We start from the raw sequence: 23,129 nt of genomic DNA, 5'->3' as shown, positions 1-23,129 counted from the left end.
TTGCGCCGCTTCCACAACGATATTGTTGATTTCCCTCGCTGAGACAAGAGCTGACCATGGCCCTGCTGCCCATCCTGACCTACCCCGACAACCGCCTGCACACGGTGGCCAAGCCTGTTGCCCAGGTGGACGACCGCATCCGCCAACTGGTTGATGACATGCTGGAAACCATGTACGAAGCCAAGGGCGTGGGCCTGGCCGCCACCCAGGTGGACGTGCACGAACGTGTGGTCGTGATCGACACCAGCGAAGAGCGCAACAAGCCGCTGGTGCTGATCAACCCCGAGATCACCTGGGCCAGCCACGAGATGCTGACCTGGGAAGAGGGCTGCCTGTCGGTGCCGACCATCTACGACAAGGTGCACCGCCATGTGCGCGTGAAGGTGCGCGCGCTCGACCGCGACGGCAAGACCTTCGAGCTGGAGACCGACGACGACCTGCTGTCCGTGTGCGTGCAGCATGAACTCGATCACCTGCTGGGCAAGGTGTTCGTGGAATACCTGTCGCCGCTCAAGCGCAACCGCATCAAGGCCAAGATGCAGAAAAAGGCCCGCGAAGAACGCACGCCGGCATGAGCAAGCTCCGAGTCGCGTTCGCCGGCACGCCCGAATTTGCCAGTGAAGCCCTGCGCGCCATCCTGGCCGCAGGCTTTGACGTGCCCCTGGTGCTGACCCAGCCCGATCGCCCCGCTGGCCGCGGCATGAAGCTGCAGGCCTCGCCGGTCAAGCAACTGGCCCAGCAGCATGGCATCACGGTGGCGCAGCCCCACAGCCTGAAGCTGGACGGCAAGTACCCCGATGAGGCCAAGGCCGCGCAAGCCGCCTTGCAGGCCGCCGCCCCCGATGTGCTGGTGGTGGCCGCCTATGGCCTGATCCTGCCTCAGTGGACGCTGGACCTGCCTCGCCTGGGCTGCCTCAACATCCACGGTTCGCTGCTGCCGCGCTGGCGTGGTGCGGCCCCCATCCACCGCGCCATCGAAGCCGGCGACGCGGAGACCGGCATCACCATCATGCAGATGGACGCGGGCCTGGACACCGGCGACATGCTGCTGGTCGAAAAGGAAGCCATTCGACCGGACGACACCACCGCCTCGCTGCACGACCGCCTGGCGGCACTGGGCGGACGCCTGATCGTGGAGGCCCTGGAATGCGCGGCCTGCAGCGGCCTGAAGGCCACGCCGCAGCCCGCTGAAGGCGTGAACTACGCCCACAAGATCGAAAAGGCCGAAGCCGCCATCGACTGGGCGCAGCCTGCATCGCAGATCGCCCGCCGCGTGCGGGCCTTCGACCCCTTCCCCGGCACGACTTTCCAGTGGCCTGGCGAGGAGGACGGCGGGGCAGACACCACCCGGGACACCATCAAGGACATCATCAAGTTATGGGCCGCCGACCTGGTGCCCGATGCCAGCGGCACACCCGGCCAGATCCTGCAAGCCCAGGGCGACACCCTGGTGGTGGCCTGTGGCGAGCAGGCGCTGGCCTTGCGCACGCTGCAGAAACCGGGCGGCAAGCGCATTTCCGCACGTGATTTCCTGCAAAACGCAAGGACCATCCCGTCAACCCTGGCTTGAACTTTCGGGCCGTGCGCCCATCTAATTTGCTGCCACCATGAGGTGGTGTGTCCCCATTCGCGGGTCAGGAGGCCCGACAAGATGTTCAACATGATGAAAACCGCCATCCTCATGGCGGCAATCACCGCCCTGTTCATGGCCATTGGCGGCATGATCGGTGGCCGCTCCGGCATGATGCTGGCGCTGGTCGTCGCCCTGGGCATGAACTTCTTCAGCTACTGGTTCAGCGACCAGATGGTGCTCAAGATGTACAACGCCCGCGAGGTGGATGAAACCTCCGCGCCGCGCTTCTACGCCATGGTCAAGGAGCTGGCCCAGCGTGCCCAGCTGCCCATGCCCCGCGTCTACCTGATCGACGAGGCCGCGCCCAACGCCTTCGCCACGGGCCGCAACCCCGAGCATGCGGCCGTGGCCGCCACCACCGGCATCATCAATGTGCTGACCGACCGCGAACTGCGCGGCGTAATGGCGCACGAGCTGGCCCACGTCCAACACCGCGACATCCTCATCAGCACCATCAGCGCCACCATGGCCGGTGCCATCTCGATGCTGGCCAACTTCGCCGCCTTCTTTGGTGGCCGAGATTCGGAAGGCCGCCCCGCCAACCCGATTGCCGGCATCGCCGTGGCCATCCTGGCCCCTCTGGCCGCCAGCCTGATCCAGATGGCCATCAGCCGTGCGCGCGAGTTCGAGGCCGACCGCGGCGGCGCCGAGATCAGCGGGGACCCGCAGGCCCTGGCCAGCGCCCTGGAAAAGATCCACCGTTATGCGCAAGGCATCCCGCTGGAAACCGCCGAAGCCCACCCCGAGACGGCGCAGATGATGATCATGAACCCGCTGTCGGGTGGTGGCCTGCGCAGCCTGTTCTCCACGCACCCGGCCACCGAGGAGCGCGTGGCCCGCTTGATGGCCATGGTCCGTTGAACATTCAATCGTTACCCAGCATGACAAAGGGCGTGACAGTCTTCACGCTCCGGGCAGCCCTTGCACCACGCAAGGGCACCACCCCCTGATTTGAGGGTCAAGCCCGCCAGCACCCGTCCGATACACCGACAACGCGCTTCGCCTGCCAAGGCGGGCAACGGCATGTCAAGGACACTGGATGCTGATCGACATTCGCAAGACAGAAGAAGAATCGCAATGGCTGCATCGCTGCGCGTGGGCGGTGCTCGTCGTTGGCTTGCTGCTCAGCGGCTTTGCCTGGTGGCGTACCAGTGACCGCATCCAGAAAGCAGCTGACGCCACCTTTGCCCAGCAAACGGCCGATGTCACCGAGCACGTCGACCAGCTTGTGGACCACTATCTGGACGTGCTGCGCAGCTTCCAGGCCATGTACCTGGTGAGCGAGAAGGTCACGCGCCCGGCCTTCCATCAGCACTACATGAACATGAACATCACGTCGGAGTACCCGGCGTTCGTGGCGGTTCAGTATGCGCAATTGATCGGCCACCCGGACAAGGCCGGCTTCGAGGCCGCCGTGCGGGCCGATACCAGCCTGGATGCGCAGGGCTACCCGGGCTACAAGATCCTGCCCGAGGGCGAGCGCGCGCAATACCTGCCCGTGCTGTTCAACGAACCCATGACGCCCAACAAGCGCGTGCTGGGACTGGACGCGGCTTTTGATCCAGCCCGGCGCGAGGTGATGGAACGCGCCCGCGACAGCGGCCTGGCCCAGGTGTCTGCGCCCATGAGCACCGTGCAAGGTACATCCGACCACCAAGGCATCATCGTGCGCGTGCCGGTCTACCGGCCCGGCACGCGCGTAGATGACACCCACAGCCGCCGTGCCGCCTTTGTCGGCCTGATCAGCGGCGTCATCCGCACGGCGGACCTGATGAAGCAGGCTGCCCAGCTCAAGGACTGGCAGCACCTGCACTGGACGGTCAACGACATGGGCTCGGACCTCGACCCGGAACGGGCCACGGCCCAACTGGTGTTCGACAGTGCGAGCGAGATGGACAAGGGCTACCGCAGCGCGGCCACCAGCGACGACCTTGACCGGCGCACCACGCGGCTGGATCTGGGTGGCCGGCATTGGGAGATGCGCTTCGTGCGTGAACCCGTGCGCGCGCGCACGCAGGCCTACCCGCTGGTCTTGCTGCTGGGCGGCATCCTGGCCTCCATCGGGCTGTGGTGGGCCATCCGCAATGCGGCCAACCGCCATGCCCTGGCCGCCTCGATGGCCATGGACCTCAGCCAGCAGGCGCGTGACAGCGAAAGCCGCCTGCGCTCCTTGCTGGACAACACCGTGGACGGCATCCTGACCCTGTCGCCTTCCGGCGAGATCCTCGGCGTGAACCGCGCCATCTGCCTGATCTTCGGCCATGACGAAGCCAGCATGGTCGGCCAGCACCTGAGCCGGTTGCTGCCCTCTGCCGCCCAGGTGGGCCAGCCATTGCGCATGGACGCCTTCCTGCAAGCGCAGACCGTGGGCATCGACGGCGTCGGACGCCGTACCGAAGGGGTGCGCGCCAATGGGGCCGATTTCCCCGTGGACATGGCCGTTAGCAGCATGGCGCTCAATGGGCAGACCCAGTTCATCGCGGTGCTGCGTGACCTCTCCGCGCAGGTGTCGGCCGAAAAAGCCATCCTCGAAGCCCAGCGCCAGCTCAATGAAGTCGACGAGATGCGGCGCGTCATCGTGCACAACGCGCCGTATGCGATCTTCGTGCTCAACCCGCAAGGGGTGATCCAGACCGTCAACCCGGCAGGCGAAAAGCTGCTGGGCACCAAGGCGCAGGATCTGGTGGGCCGCTGCACGACCCGGCGCTTCTTCGATGCCGACCAGGTGAGCGAGCGTGCGCGCATGCTGGCCTTGCGGCTCAACGAGCCGGTCCGGGAGCTGGATGTGCTCACGCATCTGGCGCACGAATCGCCCGGCCTGCCCAGTGAATGGACCATGCGCCGCGATGACGGCAGCTTCCTGATCGCCGAGATCACCGTGACCGAGTTGAGCAACGAGTACGGCCAACGCAGCGGTTACCTGGCGATGGCCTACGACGTGACCTCGCGCCGCGATGCCGAACACCAGCTGCAGCACATGGCCCAGCATGATGCGCTGACCTCGCTGCCCAACCGCAATATGCTGCAGGAGCAGCTCAAGGCCTGCATGGGCATCGCCGAGCGCCACGGGTACCACATGGCCATGATGTTCCTGGACGTGGACCGCTTCAAGAAGATCAACGACAGCCTGGGCCACCATGTGGGCGACAGCGTGCTGGCCGAGATCGCCCGCCGCCTGCGCACCGGCATGCGCACCTCGGACATCGTGGCCCGCCTGGGTGGCGACGAGTTCGTGATCCTGCTGCCCCAGATCACCGCCGTGGAAGACGGCGAGCGTGTGGCGCAGAAGGTGCTGGACCTGTTTGCCGACCCGCTGCGCATCGGCTCGCACGAGCTGCGTGTCACGCCCAGCATCGGCCTGGCCATCTACCCCGAACATGGCGCCGACACCATCACGCTGATGCGCCACGCCGACCTGGCCATGTACCAGGCCAAGAGCAATGGCCGCAACCGCGTGCAGCTCTACAGCGACAAGATGCAGGCCCCGACGGCCGAAGCCCTGGTGCTGGAAAACGACCTGTACAAGGCGCTGGAGCGCGACGAGCTGCGCCTGCACTTCCAGCCCCAGTTTGATTGCGCCACGGGCCGAATCAGCGGCGCCGAAGCCCTGCTGCGCTGGGAGCATGGCGGCAAGCTGGTGCCCCCATCTGACTTCATCCCCCTGGCCGAAGAAACCGGCCTCATCGTCGCCATGGGCGAGTGGGTGCTGCGCCGCGCCTGCATCATGGCGCAGCAATGGCGCGAGCGCTCGGGCTGGCCGCTGCGTGTGGCCGTGAACCTGTCGGCCGTGCAGCTGGACCAGGCCGACATCCCCGGCCTGGTGGCGCAGGTGCTCAAAGAAACCGGCCTGCCGCCCACCGCGCTGGAGCTGGAGATCACCGAGAGCGTGGTGGTGCGTGAATCGCTGCGCGCCGCCGACATCCTGACGCAATTGCGCGCCGTGGGCGTGAGCATCGCCATCGACGATTTCGGCGTGGGCTACTCCAGCTTCGCCTACCTGCGCGAACTGCCCGTGGACCGGCTCAAGCTGGACCGTAGCTTCCTGTCGTCCATCCCCGATTCGCCAGGCGACAGCCGCCTGGTGGCCGCCTTGATCGCCATGGGGCACCGGCTGGAGGTGGGCATCGTCGCCGAGGGCGTCGAAACGCCCGAGCAGGCGGCCTTCCTGGTCACGCACGGTTGCGACGAGGCGCAGGGCTACCACCTGGGCCGCCCCATGAACGAGGCCGCCTTCGAGGCCTTGTTGATGGAGCACAGCCGGGCGCAGGCGCTCCAGCCCGCCACCCCGACCGAGCGCAAGGCCACGGCGCCCGCCGCCAAGGAGCCTGAGCCCCCCACGTCCGAGCGCACAGCCGCCAGCCCCACCTTGATCGACTGAAGCTCGACTGAAGCGCGGCATGCCCTTGGCACGGCGCGGCATCCCTACAATGCCGCACCGCACCCGCGTGGCCCCGCCACGCCCGATGCCGACGCCGACATGACCGCATCCCTCGCCCACGCCCCCCACTCCGCCCCCACGTCCATCCTGGACGACAGCCGTACCGCCGCCGCCCTGCTGGTGCTGCACCTGCTGCTCTGGACCGCCCTGCCCCTGCTGGTCTCTCGCAACCTGCCACTGGACGTGGTCGAGGCCCTGGCCTGGGGACGCGAATGGCAATGGGGCTATTACAAGCACCCGCCGCTGTCAGGCTGGCTGGCCGAGCTGGCGCGCGTGGGCCCGTCGAACTGGCGCCTCTTCTTGCTGGCCCAGCTCATGGTGACCGGCGGCATGGCCGCGAGCTGGGCCCTGGGGCGCGAGCTGCTGGGCACGCGCCTGGCCACGCTGGGCCTGATGGCCACGGAGGGCATCCATTACTTCAACATGTCCAGCACCGAGTTCAACGCCAATGTGGTGATGTTCCCGATGTGGGCCTGCGCCACCTGGTGCGGCTGGCGCGCCTTGCGCAGCGGCAAGCTGGGCTGGTGGATGGCGTTGGGGCTGTGCTGCGGGCTGGGCGCGCTGGGCAAGTATGTGTTCCTGCTGCTGCCCGCCTGCCTGGTGCTGTACACCTGGCTCAATCCGGTGGCACGCCGGGCCTGGCGCACGGCCGGGCCCTGGGCCGCTGCGTTCATCTTCCTGCTGGTGATCGCGCCGCATCTGAAATGGGCCGTTGACCACGACTGGGCCACGCTGCACTACGCCATTGGCCGTGGCCACAGCGACACGCTGGCGCAGCAAGGCAGCTGGCGTCAGGAGTTCATCAACTTCGTGCTGGCCCAGACCTTGACCTTGTTGCCCGCCTGGGCGCTGGTGCGCACCCTGGGGGCCAGCCAGCCCGTGGCCCGCCCCTCGCACGAACGCTGGCTGCTGTTCACCCTGGGCCTGGCCCCGCTGCTGCTCATCATGCTGGCGGCCACCCTGGCGCAAGCGCAGATGCTGCACATGTGGGCCTCGCCCTTCTTCCTGTGCGCGGTCCCGCTGTGGCTGGCCTGGCGCCAACCCGCCTCGCCGAACGCCAGCCAGCTCACCCGGTTCACCTGGGCCTGGTCAGCCTGGATGCTGATCACCGTGGCCATCTTCTCCAGCACGGCCCTGCTCGGCCCGCAGAAGAAGCACAAGCTGGACCGCACCGGCTACCCGGGCCTGGAGATCGCCCGCATCCTGACGGCGAAATGGCACGCGCAGACCGGCCGGGATCTGGCCATCGTGGCCGGCGAAGAGTTCGTGGCCGGCACGGTGGCCCACTACAGCCCCGACCGCCCCTCGGTGTTCTATGACGCCGATTTCAGCGAATCACTGTGGCTGCGCCCCGAGCAGGTCGCCCAACAAGGTGCCTTGTTCGTGTGGCCGCTCAGCCGTGGTGAAGCCGATGTGGGCAAGCTGCCCGCCGACAGCCGCGAGCAGGTCACGCCGCTTCTGGCGCGCTACCCAGCACTGCAGGTGCAACCCACGCTGCTGGTGCAAAGCCACTGGATGGGCAAGGCCTACACGGTGGCTGTGGCCTGGGCGATCTTGCCGCCCGGCCCGGCTCAGAACTTCTCGGCCCGGTAAATGTAGGGGCTGCGCAAGGTGCCGAAGGTGAGCCGCGCACTCGGGTCCTTGTCGTAACTGCTGGAGCACGACACCCCACCCAGGTAGCCGCTCAAGGCATTGAGCGGTGCGCCGGCCGTGGCGGTGGCGCTCACGCAGTTGTTGTCGCTGGCCCCCATCTTGATCGCCACATTGGAGGCCGTACTCGCGTTGAGCATCAAGGCCCCGACACCATTGGACAGCGTGGTGCTGCTGTTCTTGGCGGAGGGCCTGGGCAAGGTGCTGGAAGCAATCGTGCCGGTATTGAAGTTCACGACCGTGCACACATCATCGGTATTGGTGACGAAGGACGAGCCGTTCCAGTACTGGGCGATGACCTGCATCGAAGCGGGTGACACCGCCGTGCTCTGCCCGTCGGACAACTTGAGCACGCCGTAGCGCAGCTTGGTGGCGGCCGAATCGCACGACTGCGTGCCCGCCGCGGCCACGCCATTGCACGTGGTGATGTTGGCGTCGCTCGACGTCACCCGCACCTGGAAGGACTCGTAGCTGGGCGGCGATGCAGACGAAGGCGACAGCCCGGCAGGCCGCGTGGTGGTGGTGGACGTGGCGCTCAGGGCGTACTCGCCGCCGGTGGCCAGACCATAGTTGGCATCGGAAACCCAAGCGGGCGACCCGATCGTGAGCGGGTTGATCGTGCCTGCACCGCTGTTGAGCTGCGAGAAGGTGAAGGTCGGCTTGCCCGGCGCGCTCGACGTCAGGCGGGTCATGCGGTTGCCCAGGGCGTTGAACGCGTCGATGGTCACGCCATACGTCAGCGGCTGGCCGAAGTAGGTGAACTTGCTGTTGCAGGCCGGCGTGATCGTGTGCGTGGCCGTGTAGTGGTGGGCGATGAAGCTGGGGGTGGTCACACTGGCCTGGTTGGCGATGTTGCAGCCGTACTGGCCACCGGACAGCACGTTCGAGCTGGAGTTGCTGATGCAGTCGGCACCGGCCACGTCACCCGAACCCGAATTGGCCACATAGGTGTTGTCCACGATGGCGCCTGCGGGAATGGTCAGCGGGCCGAAGTCGGCGTAGTTGAAATTGCTGCCACTGGCGACGCCGGACACCGCCGCGCCAAAGCTGCCGCTGAACGAGCCCCCCGCTATGGCCAGGGACTTCCAGTCCGTCACGCCCGTCGTGGTGATCGAGGGTGTCCCGGTGTAGCCGGTGACGGTCGTGCCACCACTGTTGACGGCCTTGACCGTCATCGTGTAGTTGCTGCCGGCGGCCTGCGTGGCCCCGCTGGCCGGCGTGGAGCTGACGGTGAAGGATGAGGGGCGAATCGTGAAGGAGTCGATCGAACAGCTTGTGGCCGATACGCCCTGGCTGGAGTTGTAGCCATAGATGCGCACCTTGGCTTTGGCCACGGCCTGCGACGCGGTGAAGGTGTAGGTCTTGCGGCCGTGCTCCGAGCCGGTCCAGTTGTACGACATGCTGGTGCCGCCGCCATAAGCGCCAACCCCCCCGGTGCCATTCGTCACGCCGCTCACCTGGTTGGCATCGCCCACCGTGCCGCAGCTGCCGCCCGATTTGGTCAGATCAACGAAATCAATGTAGGACTGGCCCTGCGCGTAGACCGTGCCGTAAAGAAACCCGGCGTACACGCTGCTCTGGATGCTGGTGTTGTCCGTCATGTAGACGCCCGCCAGGATGTCCAGGCTGAAGGCGACGCCCGCGACCTTGGTATAGATCTGGGTGTTCGCCGGCACCTTCGTCGGGAACGCCGTGCCCACCTCGGTGGCGTCCAGGTAGGCGCTCTTGACGCCCAGGGAGGCGCAGCCCGCGAACACGAACGGCACCATCAGCATGGCCAGGAGGATGCGCGTCATGCGGCGCTGGCCCAGGCAGGAGGCGTATCGAAGCATCGTTTTCATGTTGTCATCTCCGGGTTCGCGTTGGCCCATGGCGCATCCTGGTGGGAAGCCGGGCCAGACGACTCATGGATACTGCACAACCATCTCGACCTGCCGTTCAACGTAGCTGACATTGGGCGATACCGTATTAGGGCAAGCCCCGCCAGACGGCTGATTACAAGCAGTTGCCGTGATTTTGTACAGCGGCGCCTTGGAGTTGTCGCAGTTCACGGTCACCGTGATGCCCTGCAGCGAGGCCGCCGTGGCAGGCAAGGTGTTGGTGGTGGAAGCGGCACAGGTGCCACTGGCCTGGGTCACCTGATAGGCCCCCCACTCCAGGCCACTGCGTGCGGCCATCAGGGTGCGGGCGCCCTGGATGTCGGCCGCCGAGCCCAGTTGCTGCATCGGGATGAAGCTCGCCGCGAAGGCCCCCAGGCCGGCCAGCACGACCAGGATGATGATCGCCGTGATGAGCGCAAAACCGCCTTGCACCTGCTGTTTCATGGTGTGTTGTCCACGTGGATTTCGCGCATCAACGTGACGCTGTCGACCCCGGAGGTGTCCGTCAGCGTGAGCGACACGATCAGGACGCCGAACGTCTGCGCCGACGCGGGGTAGCTGACGCTGCAGCCGGCATTGCTGGCCACGGTGGTGGACGAGCCCCCGCCGGTTGCCGCCGCCACCGCCGCGGATGGGGTGCCATTGAGGCCATAGTTCCAGTAGCGCTTCATCGTGCCCTTGCTGGGCGCAATCGTGCACGCGTACATGACTGCCTTGGTGCCGCCCGGCACGACCTGAAAGCGCGTGGTGGACGGCGCGGGAAAGCCAAACACATTGAAGCCGCTGCCACCCGCCGCCAGGGTCAGCAGGCTGCCCGCCAGGCTGGTGACACGGGTGATGTTGCAGTTCGACAGCGAAGCACAGGCGTAGGCGTTGTACTGGCTGGTGGTGTCGTTGTTGTTGGTGTTGTTCAGGACGATGTAGTCGCCCACCGCCAGGGACGGGTTGCTGGGCATGGGGCTGGTCACCGTGAGCTGACAGTTGGCGGGCGTGACCAGGCAGGTCGTCAGGCCGGCAAAGAAGCCCGTGCCCGTGGAGAAGGCGCCCCCACCGCTGGCCGCGATGTATTCGATGTAGCAGGTCCCGGACACGCACGAACCCACATTGCCGGCCGAGTCGGAAATGCGCAGGCTGTTGGGCACGCCGTGCCGCAACTCCCGTGTCAGGCGGCGCAAGGCGAGATCGGCCGCGTCGGTGAGCTCGGCGCGCCGGGCCGAGTCGAAATAACCTTTGACCGGCCCCATGATGATCTGCGCGACGATGCCCGCCAGGATGCCGGTCAGCACCATGGCCATGATCATCTCGATCAGCGTGAAGCCTGCCTGACGCAGCCTCGATCGGGTGGTGGTGCGGGCGTGGTTCATGGCGCGATCATCGGCGCGGGGGACCAGCGCGTCCGGTAGGTGTCCAGGCGCAGGCTGTCGCTGCCATAGTAGACGGTGACGGTCACGCGCAGCACATTCATCGTCGCCGCCGTGGCGTTGGAGCTGGTGCCCCACAGGCTTTCGGGCGTCAAGGCCACGGTGGCCCAATAGCCCACGGGCGCACCGGTCGTGCTGCCGGTCAGGTCGGGTATCGCCGTGGACGCCGAACCCAGCGTCAAGGTGCTGCATGTGGCCGCGCTGGGCCCGGCATTGCTGCAGTAGTTGCCCAGGTTGTTGAAGTTGCTGCGCGGCGAGACCCCTGCGGTCGGGTAGCCAAATTGCTGGTAACTCGATGCGGGCGTGCACTGCGCCGTGGTCGTGGCCGTGGGGTTGGTGTTGGTCACCGGGTCGCAGGCGCTGAAAGGCATCTGGTCGATCTCGTCGAGCAGGCCTTCGGCGATGGTCAGCATCTGCTTGCGCACCATCGGGTCGGCGCTGTGCAGCACGCCCATGTCCAGCATGGACACCACCCCGGCCAGCGCCGTGCCCACCACCATGATGAAGATGATGAGCTCGATGAGCGAGATGCCGCGTTGCGTTGTCGGGTCAGTGGACATAGCCGCTTTCCGCTTCCACCGTCAGGGTGGACGACTGGCTCACGCTGGCATTGGTGATCGTGATCGTGGCGGGTGCCCCGGTCACCGGACGGCCTTCGGCGTCGAAGTCGAACGACACCACCGGGCTCATCGTGACGCTGGTGGGCGCCGTGACGACGTTCGAGCCGGAGGGCAACAACAAGGTGCTGGGGCAGTTGCCGTTCGTGTGGTTGACCGGCAGGCCGGCGTCGGACGTCACCGTGATGGTGGAGGCCGCGATGCTCACGCACACGTGCCGGCGCTGGGCCACGGCGATCTTGCGTGCGTAGTCGATGGTGGCCTTGACCTGATCCTTGAAGCCCGCCGATTGCAGGGACATGACCTGGGTGAGTTTGGGCAAGGCAAAGAAGGCCATGATGCCGATCAGGCTCATGACCGTCACGAGTTCAACCAGCGTGAACCCGCTTTCGCCCCTTGACTGCCACGCTTTCACCACAGGCGCTCCATCCAATCATGACCCCGGCTCCCTCTGAAGAGGCAAAGCCGGAACTGAGACCCATTCTGATAAAAGTTGCAAATCCAAAACTGCCGAATAAGCCCGGTATCCCCTGCCAGACCTGCGCGCAAAAGACACAAGCCACCCGAACCAGAACGCACGCTGGTTGGGGTGGCTCGCCAAAGCCAGGCAGGATCGATCAGTTGATCGTGCGGATGCCCGTGAAGGTGGCCGTCTTGGTGGCGTCCGTGTCGTCCGTGAGCGTGCAGGTCACGGCCGTTCCAACGGGCGATGCGATGGCGGCAGAGGTCACGGTGTAGCCGGTCAGGGGCGTCTGCATCAGGTTGCTCACGTCGGTGCAGTTGGTGATGGCCACGCACTTGCCGCTTGCCGCAACCTGGCCATTGGCCGCGCAACCCGCGTAATTGACGGACATGGCACTGTTGGCCGAGCCTGCCATGCCCTTGACGGCAGCCGTCTTGGCATCGCCACTCAGGTCAATGAACTTGGGCAGGGCCGTGGCCGCCAGGATGCCCAGGATGACGATGACCACGATCAATTCGATCATGGTGAAGCCGGATTGGTTGCGTTTCATATCAGTACCTCGCGTTTGGATGAAGGCCGTTTCAGGGTAGCCGGTCGTGCAGCCCGGCGTTATCAAAATTGCACGGTTGAACACGTTTTCGTCCACTTCTTGGCAAGCTTTAGCATTGCCTCGAATTTGTTTGGTCATGGATTTCCGGCAGAAATGCCCGAAAACGCCAGAGTGTTGCCGGTGCTGACCTGCGTCATCGTGCAGGTGCCCGTGCTGCCATTGCTCGTGGTCAGATCAGTGTGCGAAATGGTGTACTCGGTTGCATCGATCGGCTGCACCATCACGGCGATGATGTCGTCGCAATAGCGCACCGTCTTGCACTTGGCCGCGTTGGCGCCACTGGTCGAGTGGCCTGTTGCCGAACACCCGCCGTAGTTGACCGTCATCGCACTCGTCACCGTGGCCGTCATGCCTTTGAACGCGGCCGCCTTGGCATCCCCGGACAAGTCCAGGAACTTGGGCAGCGCCACGGCCGCCAGGATGCCGAGGATGACGATGACCACGATCAGCTCGATCATCGTGAAGCCGTCTTGCTTTTGCTTCATGTTGTACGCCTTTGATCAATGATGCTTCATGGCCGCGCTGCCCAGGTTCCACATCGGCAGGAACACGCCCAGCGCCAGGATCAGCACCAGGCCGCCCATGAACACGATCAGGATGGGCTCGATCTGCTGCGACAGCGTCTTGAGCGAGTACTGCACCTCTTCGGTGTAGAGCTCGCCCACCTCTTCCAGCAGTTCGTCGACCATGCCGGTTTCTTCACCGATGGCGATCATCTGCAGCACCATGGGCGTGAAGATGCCGGTACCGGCCGCCGCGCGCGCCAGGGTTTCACCGCGCATGATGTGGTCGCGCATCTGATCGATCTGTTGCGTCAAATAGGCGTTGTCCGCGGTTTGCGCCACGCCGATGAGCGCGCGCTCCAGCGGCACGCCGCTGCGCAAGGACAGGGCGAAGGCTCGCGTGAACCGTGCCAGTGCCGCCTTGGTCACGATGTTGCCCACCACCGGGATGCGCAGCACGATGCGGTCCCACTCCAGCTTGCCCTCTGGCGTGCTCTTCCAATGGCGCCAGATGAAGAAACTCGCCACCGCCGCCCCGAGAAGGGACCAGCCGTGCTGGATGGTGAAATTGGAGGTGGCCACCAGGATCTTGGTCGGCAAGGGCAACTCGGAGCCCAGCGACTTGAAGACGTTGGCAAAAGCGGGGATCACCATGATGTTGATGACACCCAGGGCGCCCACCATGGCCATGACCACGAAGCTGGGGTAGCGCGTGGCCGACTTCACCTGCTGGCGCATGAACAGCTCGAAGCCGATGTGCTCGGACAGGCGCAGAAAAATTTCTTCCAGGCGGCCGGATGCCTCGCCCACCTTGACCATGGCCACGAAGAAGCCATCGAACACCTTGGGGTGCTGGGCCATGCAGGCGGACAGCTCCACGCCGCCCTCCAGGTTGCGGCGCAGGTCCAGCAGCACTTCCTTGAGCGTGGCGTTCTGCGTGGTCTCCTGCAGGCCGGCCAGGGCCCGCAGGATGGGCACACCCGCCTTGAACAGCGTGTAGAGCTGCTTGGCGAACATCATCACGTCCATGGGCAGCACTTTGGGCTTCATGAACTCCGGCGTGGCCATGGCCCCGCTGGGCGCCCCGCCCCCGGCGCTGGGCGTGACCGGGCCATCGGGCGTGATCTTCAGCGGGACCAGGCCTTTGGCTTGAAGCTCACCGGCCAACGCCGCAGCCGAGGCCGCGTCCTGCGTGCCTTGTATCGAGCCGTGCGGCCCTTTGGCCACATAGGTGAAGCGACTCATTCGTCAACCTCGGCGCTCACCCGCATGGCCTCGTCGACCGTGGTGCGGCCTTCCACGACCAGCCGGGCCGCATCACGGCGCAGCGTGTGCCCGCCCATGTGCGCGCGGGCCGCCTTGGCAAACACGCCGGGCTCGGGGTGGTTGAGGGCGTCGATCAGGCCCAGGTTCATCTCCAGGAACTCGTAGACACCGGTACGGCCGCGGAAGCCGGAGTGGTTGCACTCGGGGCAGCCCTTGCCGAACTTGTAGGTGGCGTTGTCAGCCTCCGCACCCAGCAGGCTGCGCAGCCAGGTGTGCTCCTGCGGCGTGGGCTCGTGCGGCACGGCGCAAGCCTGGCAAAGCGTGCGCACCAGGCGCTGGGCCACCACCAGTTGCAGCGACAGGGCCACCATCCAGCGGGGCACCCCCATGTCGATCAGGCGGGCCGGCGTCGACGCCGCATCGTTGGTGTGCAGCGTGGACAAGACCAGGTGACCCGTCATCGCGGCACGCAGGCCGATCTCGGCCGTGGCCTTGTCCCGGATTTCACCCACCAGGATCACGTCCGGGTCCTGACGCAAGGCGGCGCGCAGCACACGGTCAAAACCCAGGTCGATCTTCTCCATCACCTGCACCTGGTTGAGGCCGGGCAGGCGGTATTCCACCGGGTCTTCCACGGTGATGATCTTGCGCTCGGTGCTGTTCAAGGCGTTGAGCGCGCCGTACAGGGTCGTGGTCTTGCCGGAGCCGGTCGGGCCGGTCACCAGGATCATGCCGCTGGGCTTGTCGATGGCGCGGCGCAGCGCAGCCAGCATGGGCGCCGGCATCTTCATCTTCTCCAGGTCCAGCATGCCGGTGCTCTGGCTGAGCAGACGCATCACGACCGACTCGCCATATTGCGCGGGCATGGTCGAGATACGGATGTCGACCGTGCCATCTTTGAGGCGCACGGCAAAGCGGCCGTCCTGCGGCAGGCGCTTCTCCGAAATGTCCAGGCCCGACATCAGCTTCAGGCGCAGCGCCACGGCACTGGAGATCTTGGGGTCGGCTTCTGTCTGCACATGCAGCACACCGTCGATGCGGAAGCGGATGCGCAGCTGCTTTTCCTGCGGCTCGATGTGGATGTCGGAGGCGCGCAGGCGCAATGCCTGCTCGAAGACCGAGTACAGCAGGCGCACCACGGGCGCGTCTTCATTGCTGGTCGAGTCCACACCCAGCAAATCGCCCAGATCGGTTTCCGCGCCAGCCAGCTCGGTGGTCAGCTCGCGCGCCAGGCCTTCGATTTCTTCGGTGCTGTGGTAGACCCGGTCCAGCGCGGCATGGAGGTGCGTCTCGGTGATGACGGCCAGGTCGATGCTGCGCTTGAGCAGGCGCCCGATTTCATCAAAGGCGTAGATGTCCGTCGGGTCGGCCATGCCCACCATCAGGCCGCTGGGAGGGTCGTCCAGCACGATGGCGTGCATGCGCCGTGCGTGGGCTTCGGGCAGCAGCTGCGCGAGCTCCGGCCGCAAAGGGAAGTGCGCCAGGTCGATGTAAGGCGCACGCAGCTGGCGCGCCACCGCCTTGGCGATCTGCGCTTCGGTGATCCAGCCGTGGTCCACCAGCACCTGCCCGAGCTTGCGGCCACTGCCGCGCTGCTCGCCGAGCGCCTGGTTCAACTGTTCTTCGGTAACGAGCTTGTCCTGGACCAGCAGGTCACCGAGCCTGAATTTTTGTGGGCGTGACATGGCCTGCCCCCCTTAGTTGGACGCGGTTTCCTGATCCAGCAACGGCGTCGCAGGGACCACCGGGTTGGCGCCATTGCCATCGTCGCTGATCACGGTCGGCTTGATCAGGATGACCAGCTCGCGCTTGGTGTTGCTGGTCGATTTGTAGCGAAACAGGTTGCCCACCACGGGGGCATCGCTCAGGATGGGCAAGCCGGCCGTGCTGCTGTTGCCCGACTGCTGCATCAGCCCGCCGATGGCCACGATCTGGCCATCACGCACGCGCACCATGCTGTCGGTCTCGTTGATCGAGATGGCCACGCCAGGCACCTGGTAGGTACCGGCATCGCCCAGTTGCAGCGACAGGTTCTTGGTCGTGGCCACGCTGATGGCGGGGTGCACATGCAGCATCACCGTGCCGCTGTCGTCGATCTGTGGTGTCACGTCCAGCGAGATGCCGCTGAAGTAGGTCTTGGTGCCCACCGTCGGCGAGTTCACGGTGTTGCCATTGTTCGAGGTCGTGACGTTGTTGGTCACCGAGGTCACGAAGGTGTCGTCGCTGCCCACCTTCAACACGGCCTTCTGGTTGTTGAGCGCGGCGATGCGGGGGCTGGAGAGCACCTGCACATTGCCCTGCGTTTCCAGGAAGGAGAGCAGCGCGGCGAAGTTCGGCGTCTGGATGGCCAGGCCATAGAAGCCCTTGCCGGTGCTGGTCGAGCTCACACCCGTGCCCGGCGTGACCGACACATTGCTGTTGCTCAGCACGGAGCCCGTCAGGGTCGTGCCCGGCGCCAGGTTGAGCAGGCCCAAATGGCCGTCCACACCTTGCGAGCGGAAGGCACCCCAGTTGATGCCCGTCTCCGAGCCCTTGGACAACTGCACCTCGACGATCTTGGCTTCGAGCATCACCTGGCGTTCGATGGTGATCTGCACGGCACGCAGGTACTCGGTGACCTGGCGCAACTCGGCGGGTGTCGCGCGCACCAGGATCACGCCGGCACCGGCATTGATCGTCACGCTGCGGCCATCCTTGCTGCCGATCATCGAGGTGAGCGATTCGCTCACGTCCTTCCAGAAGTCCGCATCCGAGGTGGTGCGCACCGACGAGGTCAGGCTGTTGCCGCCACTGCCGGTCGTCCCGGTGGGCGTGCCGGTGCTGCCCGTGGCGCCCGTGCCTGAATTGGCGTTAGCACCCGAGGCATTGGCCTGCGCGGCCGACGAGATGCTCAACTCCGACGAACCAACGCGGCGGCCGGGCAGGTAGTTGATGCGGTACAAGCGCGTCTGCACGGTGTTCGACGCCACGAACACGCGGTTGCCGGTGATGCGGTAGTCATAGCCATACATCTCGCGCAGGGTGTCGAGCGCTTCGTGCATAGTGGTGTTCTTCAAGGTCAGGCTGATGGTGCCCGTGATGTCGGGAGGCACCAGCATGTTGTAGTTGCTGCCGGCACCGATCTGCGCAAAGACCTGTGCGGCCGGCGCATTGCGCACGGCCAGGTCGAAACGGGCCTCACCCTGCCTGGCGCTCGCCGGCCCTGCGGCCGGTGGGCGCGCCTGCAAGGCCGCCTGCATCTGCGACAAGTTCAAGCTCGTGCTCATGCGGCCGGCCAGTGCGAGGGACTCGCCCAAGCCCGACTCATCGACATTGGCAGCATGGGCCCCGCTTCCCCCAGCCATGCTCAAGCCCAGAACCAGCGCGCCCGGGATGGTGTGCAATGACTTCATTTTCTTTCCTTTCGACCGCGCTTGGCGGCACGGGCAGCAGCCCTGCTTGATTCGATCACGTCGGGCAGCACCAGCCGCCTGGATTCTTTCGGGCCCTTGAGCTGAACCGCGTCGTGCGTGATGGCCACGACCGTCATGCCCCGTACCTTGTCACCCACCTTCACCACGTCTTCACCCACCACGGCCACGCCCTCGCCCGTGGCCAGGTCGATGCGAATGGCCGTGACGGTCAAGGCGCGGGCGGTGGCCTCGGCCTCGGCGGCCGCTGCACTGGCGGCAGAGGCCGCCGCAGCCGCTGAAGCGGCCTCCTCGGGCGAGCTGCCCGTCGCCGCGCCCAGCTGGTGTGCCCAGACGCCGGGCGGCGGCCTGGTCGGGTCACCCACGCCGCGCAGATCCGGCTCGGCGGACATCGCCAGCAAGGGCAGCAGGGCCAGCAGCGCCAGCCAGCCATTCACGCAAGTGCGCACGCTGTGTCTCATGGCGAGATCTCCAGGGCATCCCGATCGGGGCTGAAGGTGTGAACACGCATGTTCAGGCTCACCACCCCACGGTCATTGGTCTTGAGCGTCAGCCCGTCCCACAACAATTTGCGAGGCAAGGCCTCCACGCTGCGCAACCAGGTCAGCACCTCGATGAAGCTGCCCGACACGCCCACCTCCATGCTCTGCCTGTACAGCATGGATTGCGACAGGGCCACGCCGGGCACAGGGGCGAACTTCACGTCTTCGGGCGGCAAGGTCCGCATCACATCCAGCTGCAGGCGCCCGTTCTGAACCAGCAAGCCCTCCAGCAGGCTGCGCATCTCGCGCGCCGAGATCAGCATGGCCTGTTGCTGGGCCAGCGCCTGCTTGCTGCGCTCGATGCGCTCCTTGATGCGCGTGATTTCCTGCTTGGCCTCGACTTCCTTGAGGGCCATGTCCTGCTTGCGGCGCTGGGTTTCCAGCACCAGCGCATCACGGTCGGTATGGGCCGCCTTGCTGCGCTTGCTCGCCTCGGCAAACTGCTTGAACGCCGGGGTCACCAGGGTCGAATCGAGCACGAACCAGATCAGGGCGACCACGGCCACGATGATCAAGCGGCGCTCATTGAGCAGGCGCGCGTCAAACAGGCGGCGGCCCTGTCGCCAGCGGGTCTGGATCAAGGGCACCAGGGTGCGATGCATTGCACTCATTTCTTTTGTGCCTCTCTGTTGGCTTCTTCGGTCGCCCGGCTCACCGCGCGCAGCGCGGCTTCGCGCGTGGTCGTGTCGCCCTGGTCCTTGCGCAGGCCCTTGAGCGTGAACTGCACCACGCCTTCGACCATGCCGCCGGTGCCGTCCACCGCGGTCATCTCCAGCTGCGCGAAACGGCGGCCCTTGAAGCGCTCCTCGGCACCCAGCTTCTGCAGGTAGCCGGGCAGCACCGACGCACTGGTGGTGCGGCCCGTCAGCACGATGTCGCTGCCATCACCCTGCACACTCAGGCCGGTGATCCACACGCCGGGATAGGTCTGGCGGCCCAGGGCCATCAGGTAGTCCGAATAGCCTTGCGAAGCCCACACCATGCTGCCCTGCAGGGCGTCCTGCACCTGGCGCTGCTGCGCCTCCTTCTGGCGCAGGCCTTCCAGTTCCTTCACGATGGGCGAAGGCGGGTTGGCTGCGGCGGCCATGCGCAGGACGTTGATGTCCTGCTCGGTCTGGGTGGCGCGCATGCCGATCGCACTGGCTGCCGCCCGCAGGCCCAGCCCCGCCACCAGGCCCAGCGCCAGCACGCCCGCAGCCACACGCACGCCCAGCAAAGCCCCCCAGGGCGGGGCCTGGCCCAGCACGCTGTTGGGGTCCAGCAATTGCAACTGCACCCGTTCGGCAAAATTCGCATGGGCACGCAAGGCCGCGCCCAGCACGCACAACTCGCTGAAGGTGGCCCCTTGCGCCAGCACGTCGGCGCGCTCGCCCAGGGCGTCCAGGTCAAACCATTGCCGCAGATCCATGGCCGTCAGCGGCACGTAGATCAGCTCGGACAGCATCTCCAGCGCGCCTTCACCGCAGCCGGGAGGCAACGCCACCGTCATCGACGACAGGTGGACCTGGCTGTGCATGCGCTCGAAGGTGTCCACCGTGCGCAGGATTTCCAGGGCGGCACGGCTGAGCGCTGCACCGCGCGTTTCTTCGTCACCGGTCACCGCCGACAGCGTCACCTCGATGTGGCGGGCCATCAGCAGCTCGCCCTTGAGCGTGATGACCAGCATGCCGTGCGCGTCGCCGAACACCATCAAGGCATGGGCTTTTTCGCCCTCTTCGGCCAGGGCGCACAGGTTGCGCAAGGCCGTTTCCGGCACGTCCAGGGCCGTCCAGTTCAGGCCCAGGTCATCCGCAGCGAGTTCGATGGTGGTGTAGTCCGCGCGCGAGATCAGGAAGCTCATCACGGCGCTGCTGCTGCGCAGCGTGCTCTGGGGCACGTCCAGCACATCGAGCACGGCGTCGTCCACCGGAAAGTCCACCTGCTCCTTGAGGTGCCAGCGCATGGCGTCGCGCAAGTCCCCGCGAGGCACGTCGGGCGTGTCCGTGGCGAGCATGCGGTAGTGCTGGCGACCCAGCACCCCCACCAGCGAACAGCCCCGCAGGCGCTTGGCAGCCTGCAAGGTGCGCAGCCCTGCGCCGATGCCATCGGCCTCGCCCTGCCACATCCAGCTCACGCAGGGGCGGCCCTCGGCGTTGTACGCCACTTGCGCAGCGTGCACAGCCGATCCATCCTGGATCACCGTGACCCACTGCGAACCATCATGTGACTGGCGTCGAAAAAACATTCCGCACTCCGAGACTCTTACATCGGAATGCTGACAGAAGGGATTCCACCAAGTGGAAGGAATAAAGGCGGGTTCGTGTCGTATTTCTCGGAAGCCTGTTCCGAGGGACGAACCCGCTTCAGCTCAGCAGGCGCGCAGGGTCGGCGTCGAGCTTGGCCAGCGCTTCACGCGTGGCGCGGGTGGTCAATGGCTCATCTTCAACAGGCACGAGCAAGCCGGCCTGCAGGAAGGCGGCCAGGCGATGCAGCTGGAACAGCACCCCGCGACCATTGGGTGACACGAACAGGATCAGCTGCTTTTGCAAGCCCTGCCAGGCCAGCTGGACCGATTCGGTGTGGCCGCGGTAGTCCAGCTTGAACCAAGCGCCCACCTGCAGGTCGCGGGCCCAGCCCATCATGGCCGGCGTCGGCATCGTGCCGCCTTCTGCCACGATCTCCAGGTTATCGCTCTCATGTCCAGACAAATCACGCAAAGTCTGCTCATCAAGCTCGACCTCGCCGATGTCAGGCAAGACATCAGACAACGATTCCAGGCGGTCGGTGACCGCTTTCAGGTGCGCCGCCGACAAGGCCGCCGAGCGGGCCGAGAAGGCCGCCGCGAGCGCCGTGTTGAGCGACTGGATGTGCTCGTCCTGCTTCTCGACCGCCACGCCGGAGCGGGCCATGCCTTCGCGCACGGTTTTCAGCAGCGGCGGCAGGCGCATCAGCACATCGGCGCGCTCTTCGCGCGAGGTCTTGGCACTGGCCGACCAGATCAGATCAGCGGCCGCCTTCTTGAGCGCCCGGGTTTCATCGCTGGACTGGCTGGTCTGCACGGCGTTGTGCGCCAGCACATCGGCCCAGACCTTGAACAGGAACTCGCGCACGCCTTCGTGCACCGGCACGCCTTCGAGCATCTTGCGCAGCTCGATGGTGTACTGGATGGCATAGGTTTCGCGCTGCTCAACCTGCTGCGCCAGCGAGACCCCCTTGCGGCTGGCCTCGTTGTGCTCGCGGAAATAGCTCTCCAGAAAGCGCTCGAACTCGGTGAGCACCGTCTGGAACACGCGCCGACCGGTATCGGGGTAAGCCTCCACCACCTGCACGATGCGCTTGATTTCGCGGTGCAGGGCGTCGTCATGCTCCTGCGCGCCGGACACGAAGCCCATCACGCAGGCCCCCATGCGGTCGATCAGCACGCGCGCCGGGTGGCTGGTGGTGGCAAAAAAGTCCGGCTCGCTGACGGCCACGCGCAACACCGGCATCTGCAAGCGTGCGAACCACACCCGGATGGCGGCGGGCAGGCGCTCTTCCTGCAGGATGGCCTGGAACAACAGGGCCACGATCTCGATGGTGGCGCGCTCGACCGGCGTGGAGGCCGCTTGTTTGAGCGCCTGCTTGCTCTGTTGCAGATCCTGAAGCAAGGCCGCGGGCGTGCTGACCATCTGCCCCTGCTGGTCCTCGGCATGCCGGCGCACCACCTGGTCCACCGCCTGGATGGCCTGCCCCAGTCCCGGGCTGAGGGCCACGGGCGCCTGCACGGGTGCCGTTGGCGCAAAACCGGGCACCTGGCGCGAGACCACCTGGTTGAGCTTGCTGAGCACCACCTGCTGCTGCGCGGGGGCACGCATGCCCGGGGTTTCCGTCAGCATGTGGGTTTCGTCGTAGGCCTGGCCCAGGGGCTGCAGGCCGCTGTTGCCGGATGGGGGCTGCCCCACCCCCGGCCCACGGTGCGGCGCGGGGCCGCCCAGGCCGCCCGGCGCGGTGGCGCGGGGCTGGCCGCTGTCACGCGTGCGCTTGATGAAGGGGCGCAGGTCGATTTCCGGGCGCACCCCGTGGTCCAGCAACACGCGGTTGGCGTGGTGGTAGGCCTCCTGGGCCCAGTGCGACACCTCGTTTTGCAGCACCGTCTGCAGCGTGGCCCAATGTGCGATCGTCATGCCGGCCGCCAGCCAGCCCTCGACCACGCCCTTGGCCAGCCATTGGGGTGCCAGCACGTCCACCTGGCCATTGGCCAACTCCACCTGCCCGCCCACGGCTTGCAGGCGCGCATTGAGGTCGGTGTACTCCTGCCCCGTCAGGTCGGACACAGCCTGCGACAGGCGCGAGGCCGTGAGGTCACGGTCCATGTCGCTGTCGTCGACCAGGCTCAAGGGGATGTCGATCTTGGGTTCACCGTTGCCCAAAGGCCGCAAACTAACCGGCCGCCCGGTGCGCAGGTCGCGCAGGGCGTCGTGGATGCGTTTGTCGATCTCGGCCTGCCAAGCCGCGGTGGCGCGGGGCAGGTCCAGCACCAGATCCTGACGACGCTGGCGCAGCGTGGCCTCGGCCGACTGCATGGACAGCATCCGGGCACCCTCCAGCGAGGCCTGCACCAGGGCGCCCACGCCTTTGGCCAGGGACTCCAGGAAGCAGACGCGGGCCGTCAGCGCCAGCGCGCGGTGTGAACCAACAGTCATGGATGTGGCAGTAGTGCAGCCGGCCGGGTGACAGC

At 66.1% G+C, this 23,129-nt stretch carries 19 protein-coding genes; 5 read left to right on the top strand and 14 right to left on the bottom strand.

Going from position 1 to position 23,129, the window contains the following annotated elements:
- Positions 1-56 precede the first annotated feature (56 nt).
- From def to JY96_RS13350, 5 genes are all read left to right on the top strand, one after another.
- Positions 57-575 (top strand): peptide deformylase, encoded by a 519-nt coding sequence (gene def / locus JY96_RS13370; protein ID WP_035038127.1) that lies wholly within the window; start codon positions 57-59, stop codon positions 573-575.
- Entirely contained in the window at positions 572-1,570 is a 999-nt protein-coding gene (gene fmt, locus JY96_RS13365; protein ID WP_035038125.1) for a methionyl-tRNA formyltransferase, read from the top strand. The genes def and fmt overlap by 4 nt, the downstream gene beginning before the upstream one ends.
- 81 nt (positions 1,571-1,651) lie before the next feature.
- On the top strand, positions 1,652-2,494 hold the full coding sequence (htpX, locus tag JY96_RS13360) for a zinc metalloprotease HtpX (RefSeq protein ID WP_035038123.1): 843 nt from the start codon (positions 1,652-1,654) through the stop codon (positions 2,492-2,494).
- A gap of 178 nt (positions 2,495-2,672) precedes the next feature.
- Positions 2,673-6,011, top strand: a complete 3,339-nt coding sequence (locus tag JY96_RS22320; RefSeq protein ID WP_052162489.1) for an EAL domain-containing protein — start codon at positions 2,673-2,675, stop codon at positions 6,009-6,011.
- A 99-nt stretch (positions 6,012-6,110) separates the two neighbouring features.
- Positions 6,111-7,664, top strand: coding sequence for a glycosyltransferase family 39 protein (locus JY96_RS13350; protein ID WP_035038121.1), 1,554 nt, complete (start codon positions 6,111-6,113; stop codon positions 7,662-7,664).
- Here the strand turns inward: JY96_RS13350 and JY96_RS13345 are convergent.
- The 14 genes from JY96_RS13345 to JY96_RS13280 all read right to left on the bottom strand — a co-directional run bounded on the left by JY96_RS13345 (position 7,643) and on the right by JY96_RS13280 (position 23,094).
- Positions 7,643-9,562, bottom strand: coding sequence for a DUF6701 domain-containing protein (locus JY96_RS13345; protein ID WP_152606496.1), 1,920 nt, complete (start codon positions 9,560-9,562; stop codon positions 7,643-7,645). The genes JY96_RS13350 and JY96_RS13345 overlap by 22 nt on opposite strands.
- Before the next feature lie 63 nt (positions 9,563-9,625).
- A complete protein-coding gene (locus JY96_RS13340; protein WP_035038116.1) occupies positions 9,626-10,045 on the bottom strand; it encodes a hypothetical protein in 420 nt (139 codons plus the stop codon).
- Positions 10,042-10,965, bottom strand: a complete 924-nt coding sequence (locus JY96_RS13335) for a type II secretion system protein J (protein ID WP_035038114.1) — start codon at positions 10,963-10,965, stop codon at positions 10,042-10,044. Before JY96_RS13335 ends, JY96_RS13340 begins: the two co-directional genes overlap by 4 nt.
- Positions 10,962-11,582 carry a hypothetical protein gene (locus JY96_RS23610; RefSeq protein WP_035038113.1) on the bottom strand — a complete coding sequence of 207 codons (621 nt, stop codon included), beginning with the start codon at positions 11,580-11,582 and terminating at the stop codon, positions 10,962-10,964. The genes JY96_RS13335 and JY96_RS23610 overlap by 4 nt, the downstream gene beginning before the upstream one ends.
- Complete coding sequence (locus JY96_RS13325) at positions 11,572-12,054, bottom strand: GspH/FimT family pseudopilin (RefSeq protein WP_161784323.1); 483 nt, start codon at positions 12,052-12,054, stop codon at positions 11,572-11,574. The genes JY96_RS23610 and JY96_RS13325 overlap by 11 nt, the downstream gene beginning before the upstream one ends.
- Positions 12,055-12,256: 202 nt before the next feature.
- Entirely contained in the window at positions 12,257-12,652 is a 396-nt protein-coding gene (locus JY96_RS24235; RefSeq protein WP_035038109.1) for a prepilin-type N-terminal cleavage/methylation domain-containing protein, read from the bottom strand.
- 134 nt (positions 12,653-12,786) lie between these two features.
- Positions 12,787-13,197, bottom strand: coding sequence for a type II secretion system protein (locus tag JY96_RS13315; protein WP_035038107.1), 411 nt, complete (start codon positions 13,195-13,197; stop codon positions 12,787-12,789).
- Positions 13,198-13,212: 15 nt separating this feature from the next.
- On the bottom strand, positions 13,213-14,460 hold the full coding sequence (locus JY96_RS13310; RefSeq protein ID WP_035038106.1) for a type II secretion system F family protein: 1,248 nt from the start codon (positions 14,458-14,460) through the stop codon (positions 13,213-13,215).
- A complete protein-coding gene (locus tag JY96_RS13305; protein WP_035038105.1) occupies positions 14,457-16,166 on the bottom strand; it encodes a GspE/PulE family protein in 1,710 nt (569 codons plus the stop codon). The genes JY96_RS13310 and JY96_RS13305 overlap by 4 nt, the downstream gene beginning before the upstream one ends.
- A 12-nt stretch (positions 16,167-16,178) precedes the next feature.
- A complete protein-coding gene (gene mshL, locus JY96_RS13300) occupies positions 16,179-17,873 on the bottom strand; it encodes a pilus (MSHA type) biogenesis protein MshL (protein ID WP_052162488.1) in 1,695 nt (564 codons plus the stop codon).
- Complete coding sequence (locus tag JY96_RS13295; protein WP_035038104.1) at positions 17,870-18,352, bottom strand: hypothetical protein; 483 nt, start codon at positions 18,350-18,352, stop codon at positions 17,870-17,872. The genes mshL and JY96_RS13295 overlap by 4 nt, the downstream gene beginning before the upstream one ends.
- A complete protein-coding gene (locus tag JY96_RS13290) occupies positions 18,349-19,044 on the bottom strand; it encodes a hypothetical protein (protein ID WP_152606494.1) in 696 nt (231 codons plus the stop codon). The genes JY96_RS13295 and JY96_RS13290 overlap by 4 nt, the downstream gene beginning before the upstream one ends.
- Positions 19,041-20,657: a PilN domain-containing protein gene (locus tag JY96_RS13285; RefSeq protein WP_035038100.1), complete on the bottom strand. Its 1,617-nt coding sequence runs from the start codon at positions 20,655-20,657 to the stop codon at positions 19,041-19,043. Before JY96_RS13285 ends, JY96_RS13290 begins: the two co-directional genes overlap by 4 nt.
- A 118-nt stretch (positions 20,658-20,775) precedes the next feature.
- Complete coding sequence (locus JY96_RS13280; protein WP_035038098.1) at positions 20,776-23,094, bottom strand: DUF1631 family protein; 2,319 nt, start codon at positions 23,092-23,094, stop codon at positions 20,776-20,778.
- Positions 23,095-23,129 lie beyond the last annotated feature (35 nt).

This window comes from Aquabacterium sp. NJ1 (genome assembly GCF_000768065.1).
GTDB lineage: Bacteria > Pseudomonadota > Gammaproteobacteria > Burkholderiales > Burkholderiaceae_C > Aquabacterium.
This window is presented reverse-complemented; position numbering and strand designations above follow the sequence as displayed.

Coding starts and splice junctions, on each gene's coding strand:
- def (WP_035038127.1), top strand. CDS start 57: ATGGCCCTGCTGCCCATCCTGACCTACCCCGACAACCGCCTGCACACG.
- fmt (WP_035038125.1), top strand. CDS start 572: ATGAGCAAGCTCCGAGTCGCGTTCGCCGGCACGCCCGAATTTGCCAGT.
- htpX (WP_035038123.1), top strand. CDS start 1,652: ATGTTCAACATGATGAAAACCGCCATCCTCATGGCGGCAATCACCGCC.
- JY96_RS22320 (WP_052162489.1), top strand. CDS start 2,673: ATGCTGATCGACATTCGCAAGACAGAAGAAGAATCGCAATGGCTGCAT.
- JY96_RS13350 (WP_035038121.1), top strand. CDS start 6,111: ATGACCGCATCCCTCGCCCACGCCCCCCACTCCGCCCCCACGTCCATC.
- JY96_RS13345 (WP_152606496.1), bottom strand. CDS start 9,562: ATGAAAACGATGCTTCGATACGCCTCCTGCCTGGGCCAGCGCCGCATG.
- JY96_RS13340 (WP_035038116.1), bottom strand. CDS start 10,045: ATGAAACAGCAGGTGCAAGGCGGTTTTGCGCTCATCACGGCGATCATC.
- JY96_RS13335 (WP_035038114.1), bottom strand. CDS start 10,965: ATGAACCACGCCCGCACCACCACCCGATCGAGGCTGCGTCAGGCAGGC.
- JY96_RS23610 (WP_035038113.1), bottom strand. CDS start 11,582: ATGTCCACTGACCCGACAACGCAACGCGGCATCTCGCTCATCGAGCTC.
- JY96_RS24235 (WP_035038109.1), bottom strand. CDS start 12,652: ATGAAACGCAACCAATCCGGCTTCACCATGATCGAATTGATCGTGGTC.
- JY96_RS13315 (WP_035038107.1), bottom strand. CDS start 13,197: ATGAAGCAAAAGCAAGACGGCTTCACGATGATCGAGCTGATCGTGGTC.
- JY96_RS13310 (WP_035038106.1), bottom strand. CDS start 14,460: ATGAGTCGCTTCACCTATGTGGCCAAAGGGCCGCACGGCTCGATACAA.
- JY96_RS13305 (WP_035038105.1), bottom strand. CDS start 16,166: ATGTCACGCCCACAAAAATTCAGGCTCGGTGACCTGCTGGTCCAGGAC.
- mshL (WP_052162488.1), bottom strand. CDS start 17,873: ATGAAGTCATTGCACACCATCCCGGGCGCGCTGGTTCTGGGCTTGAGC.
- JY96_RS13295 (WP_035038104.1), bottom strand. CDS start 18,352: ATGAGACACAGCGTGCGCACTTGCGTGAATGGCTGGCTGGCGCTGCTG.
- JY96_RS13290 (WP_152606494.1), bottom strand. CDS start 19,044: ATGAGTGCAATGCATCGCACCCTGGTGCCCTTGATCCAGACCCGCTGG.
- JY96_RS13285 (WP_035038100.1), bottom strand. CDS start 20,657: ATGTTTTTTCGACGCCAGTCACATGATGGTTCGCAGTGGGTCACGGTG.
- JY96_RS13280 (WP_035038098.1), bottom strand. CDS start 23,094: ATGACTGTTGGTTCACACCGCGCGCTGGCGCTGACGGCCCGCGTCTGC.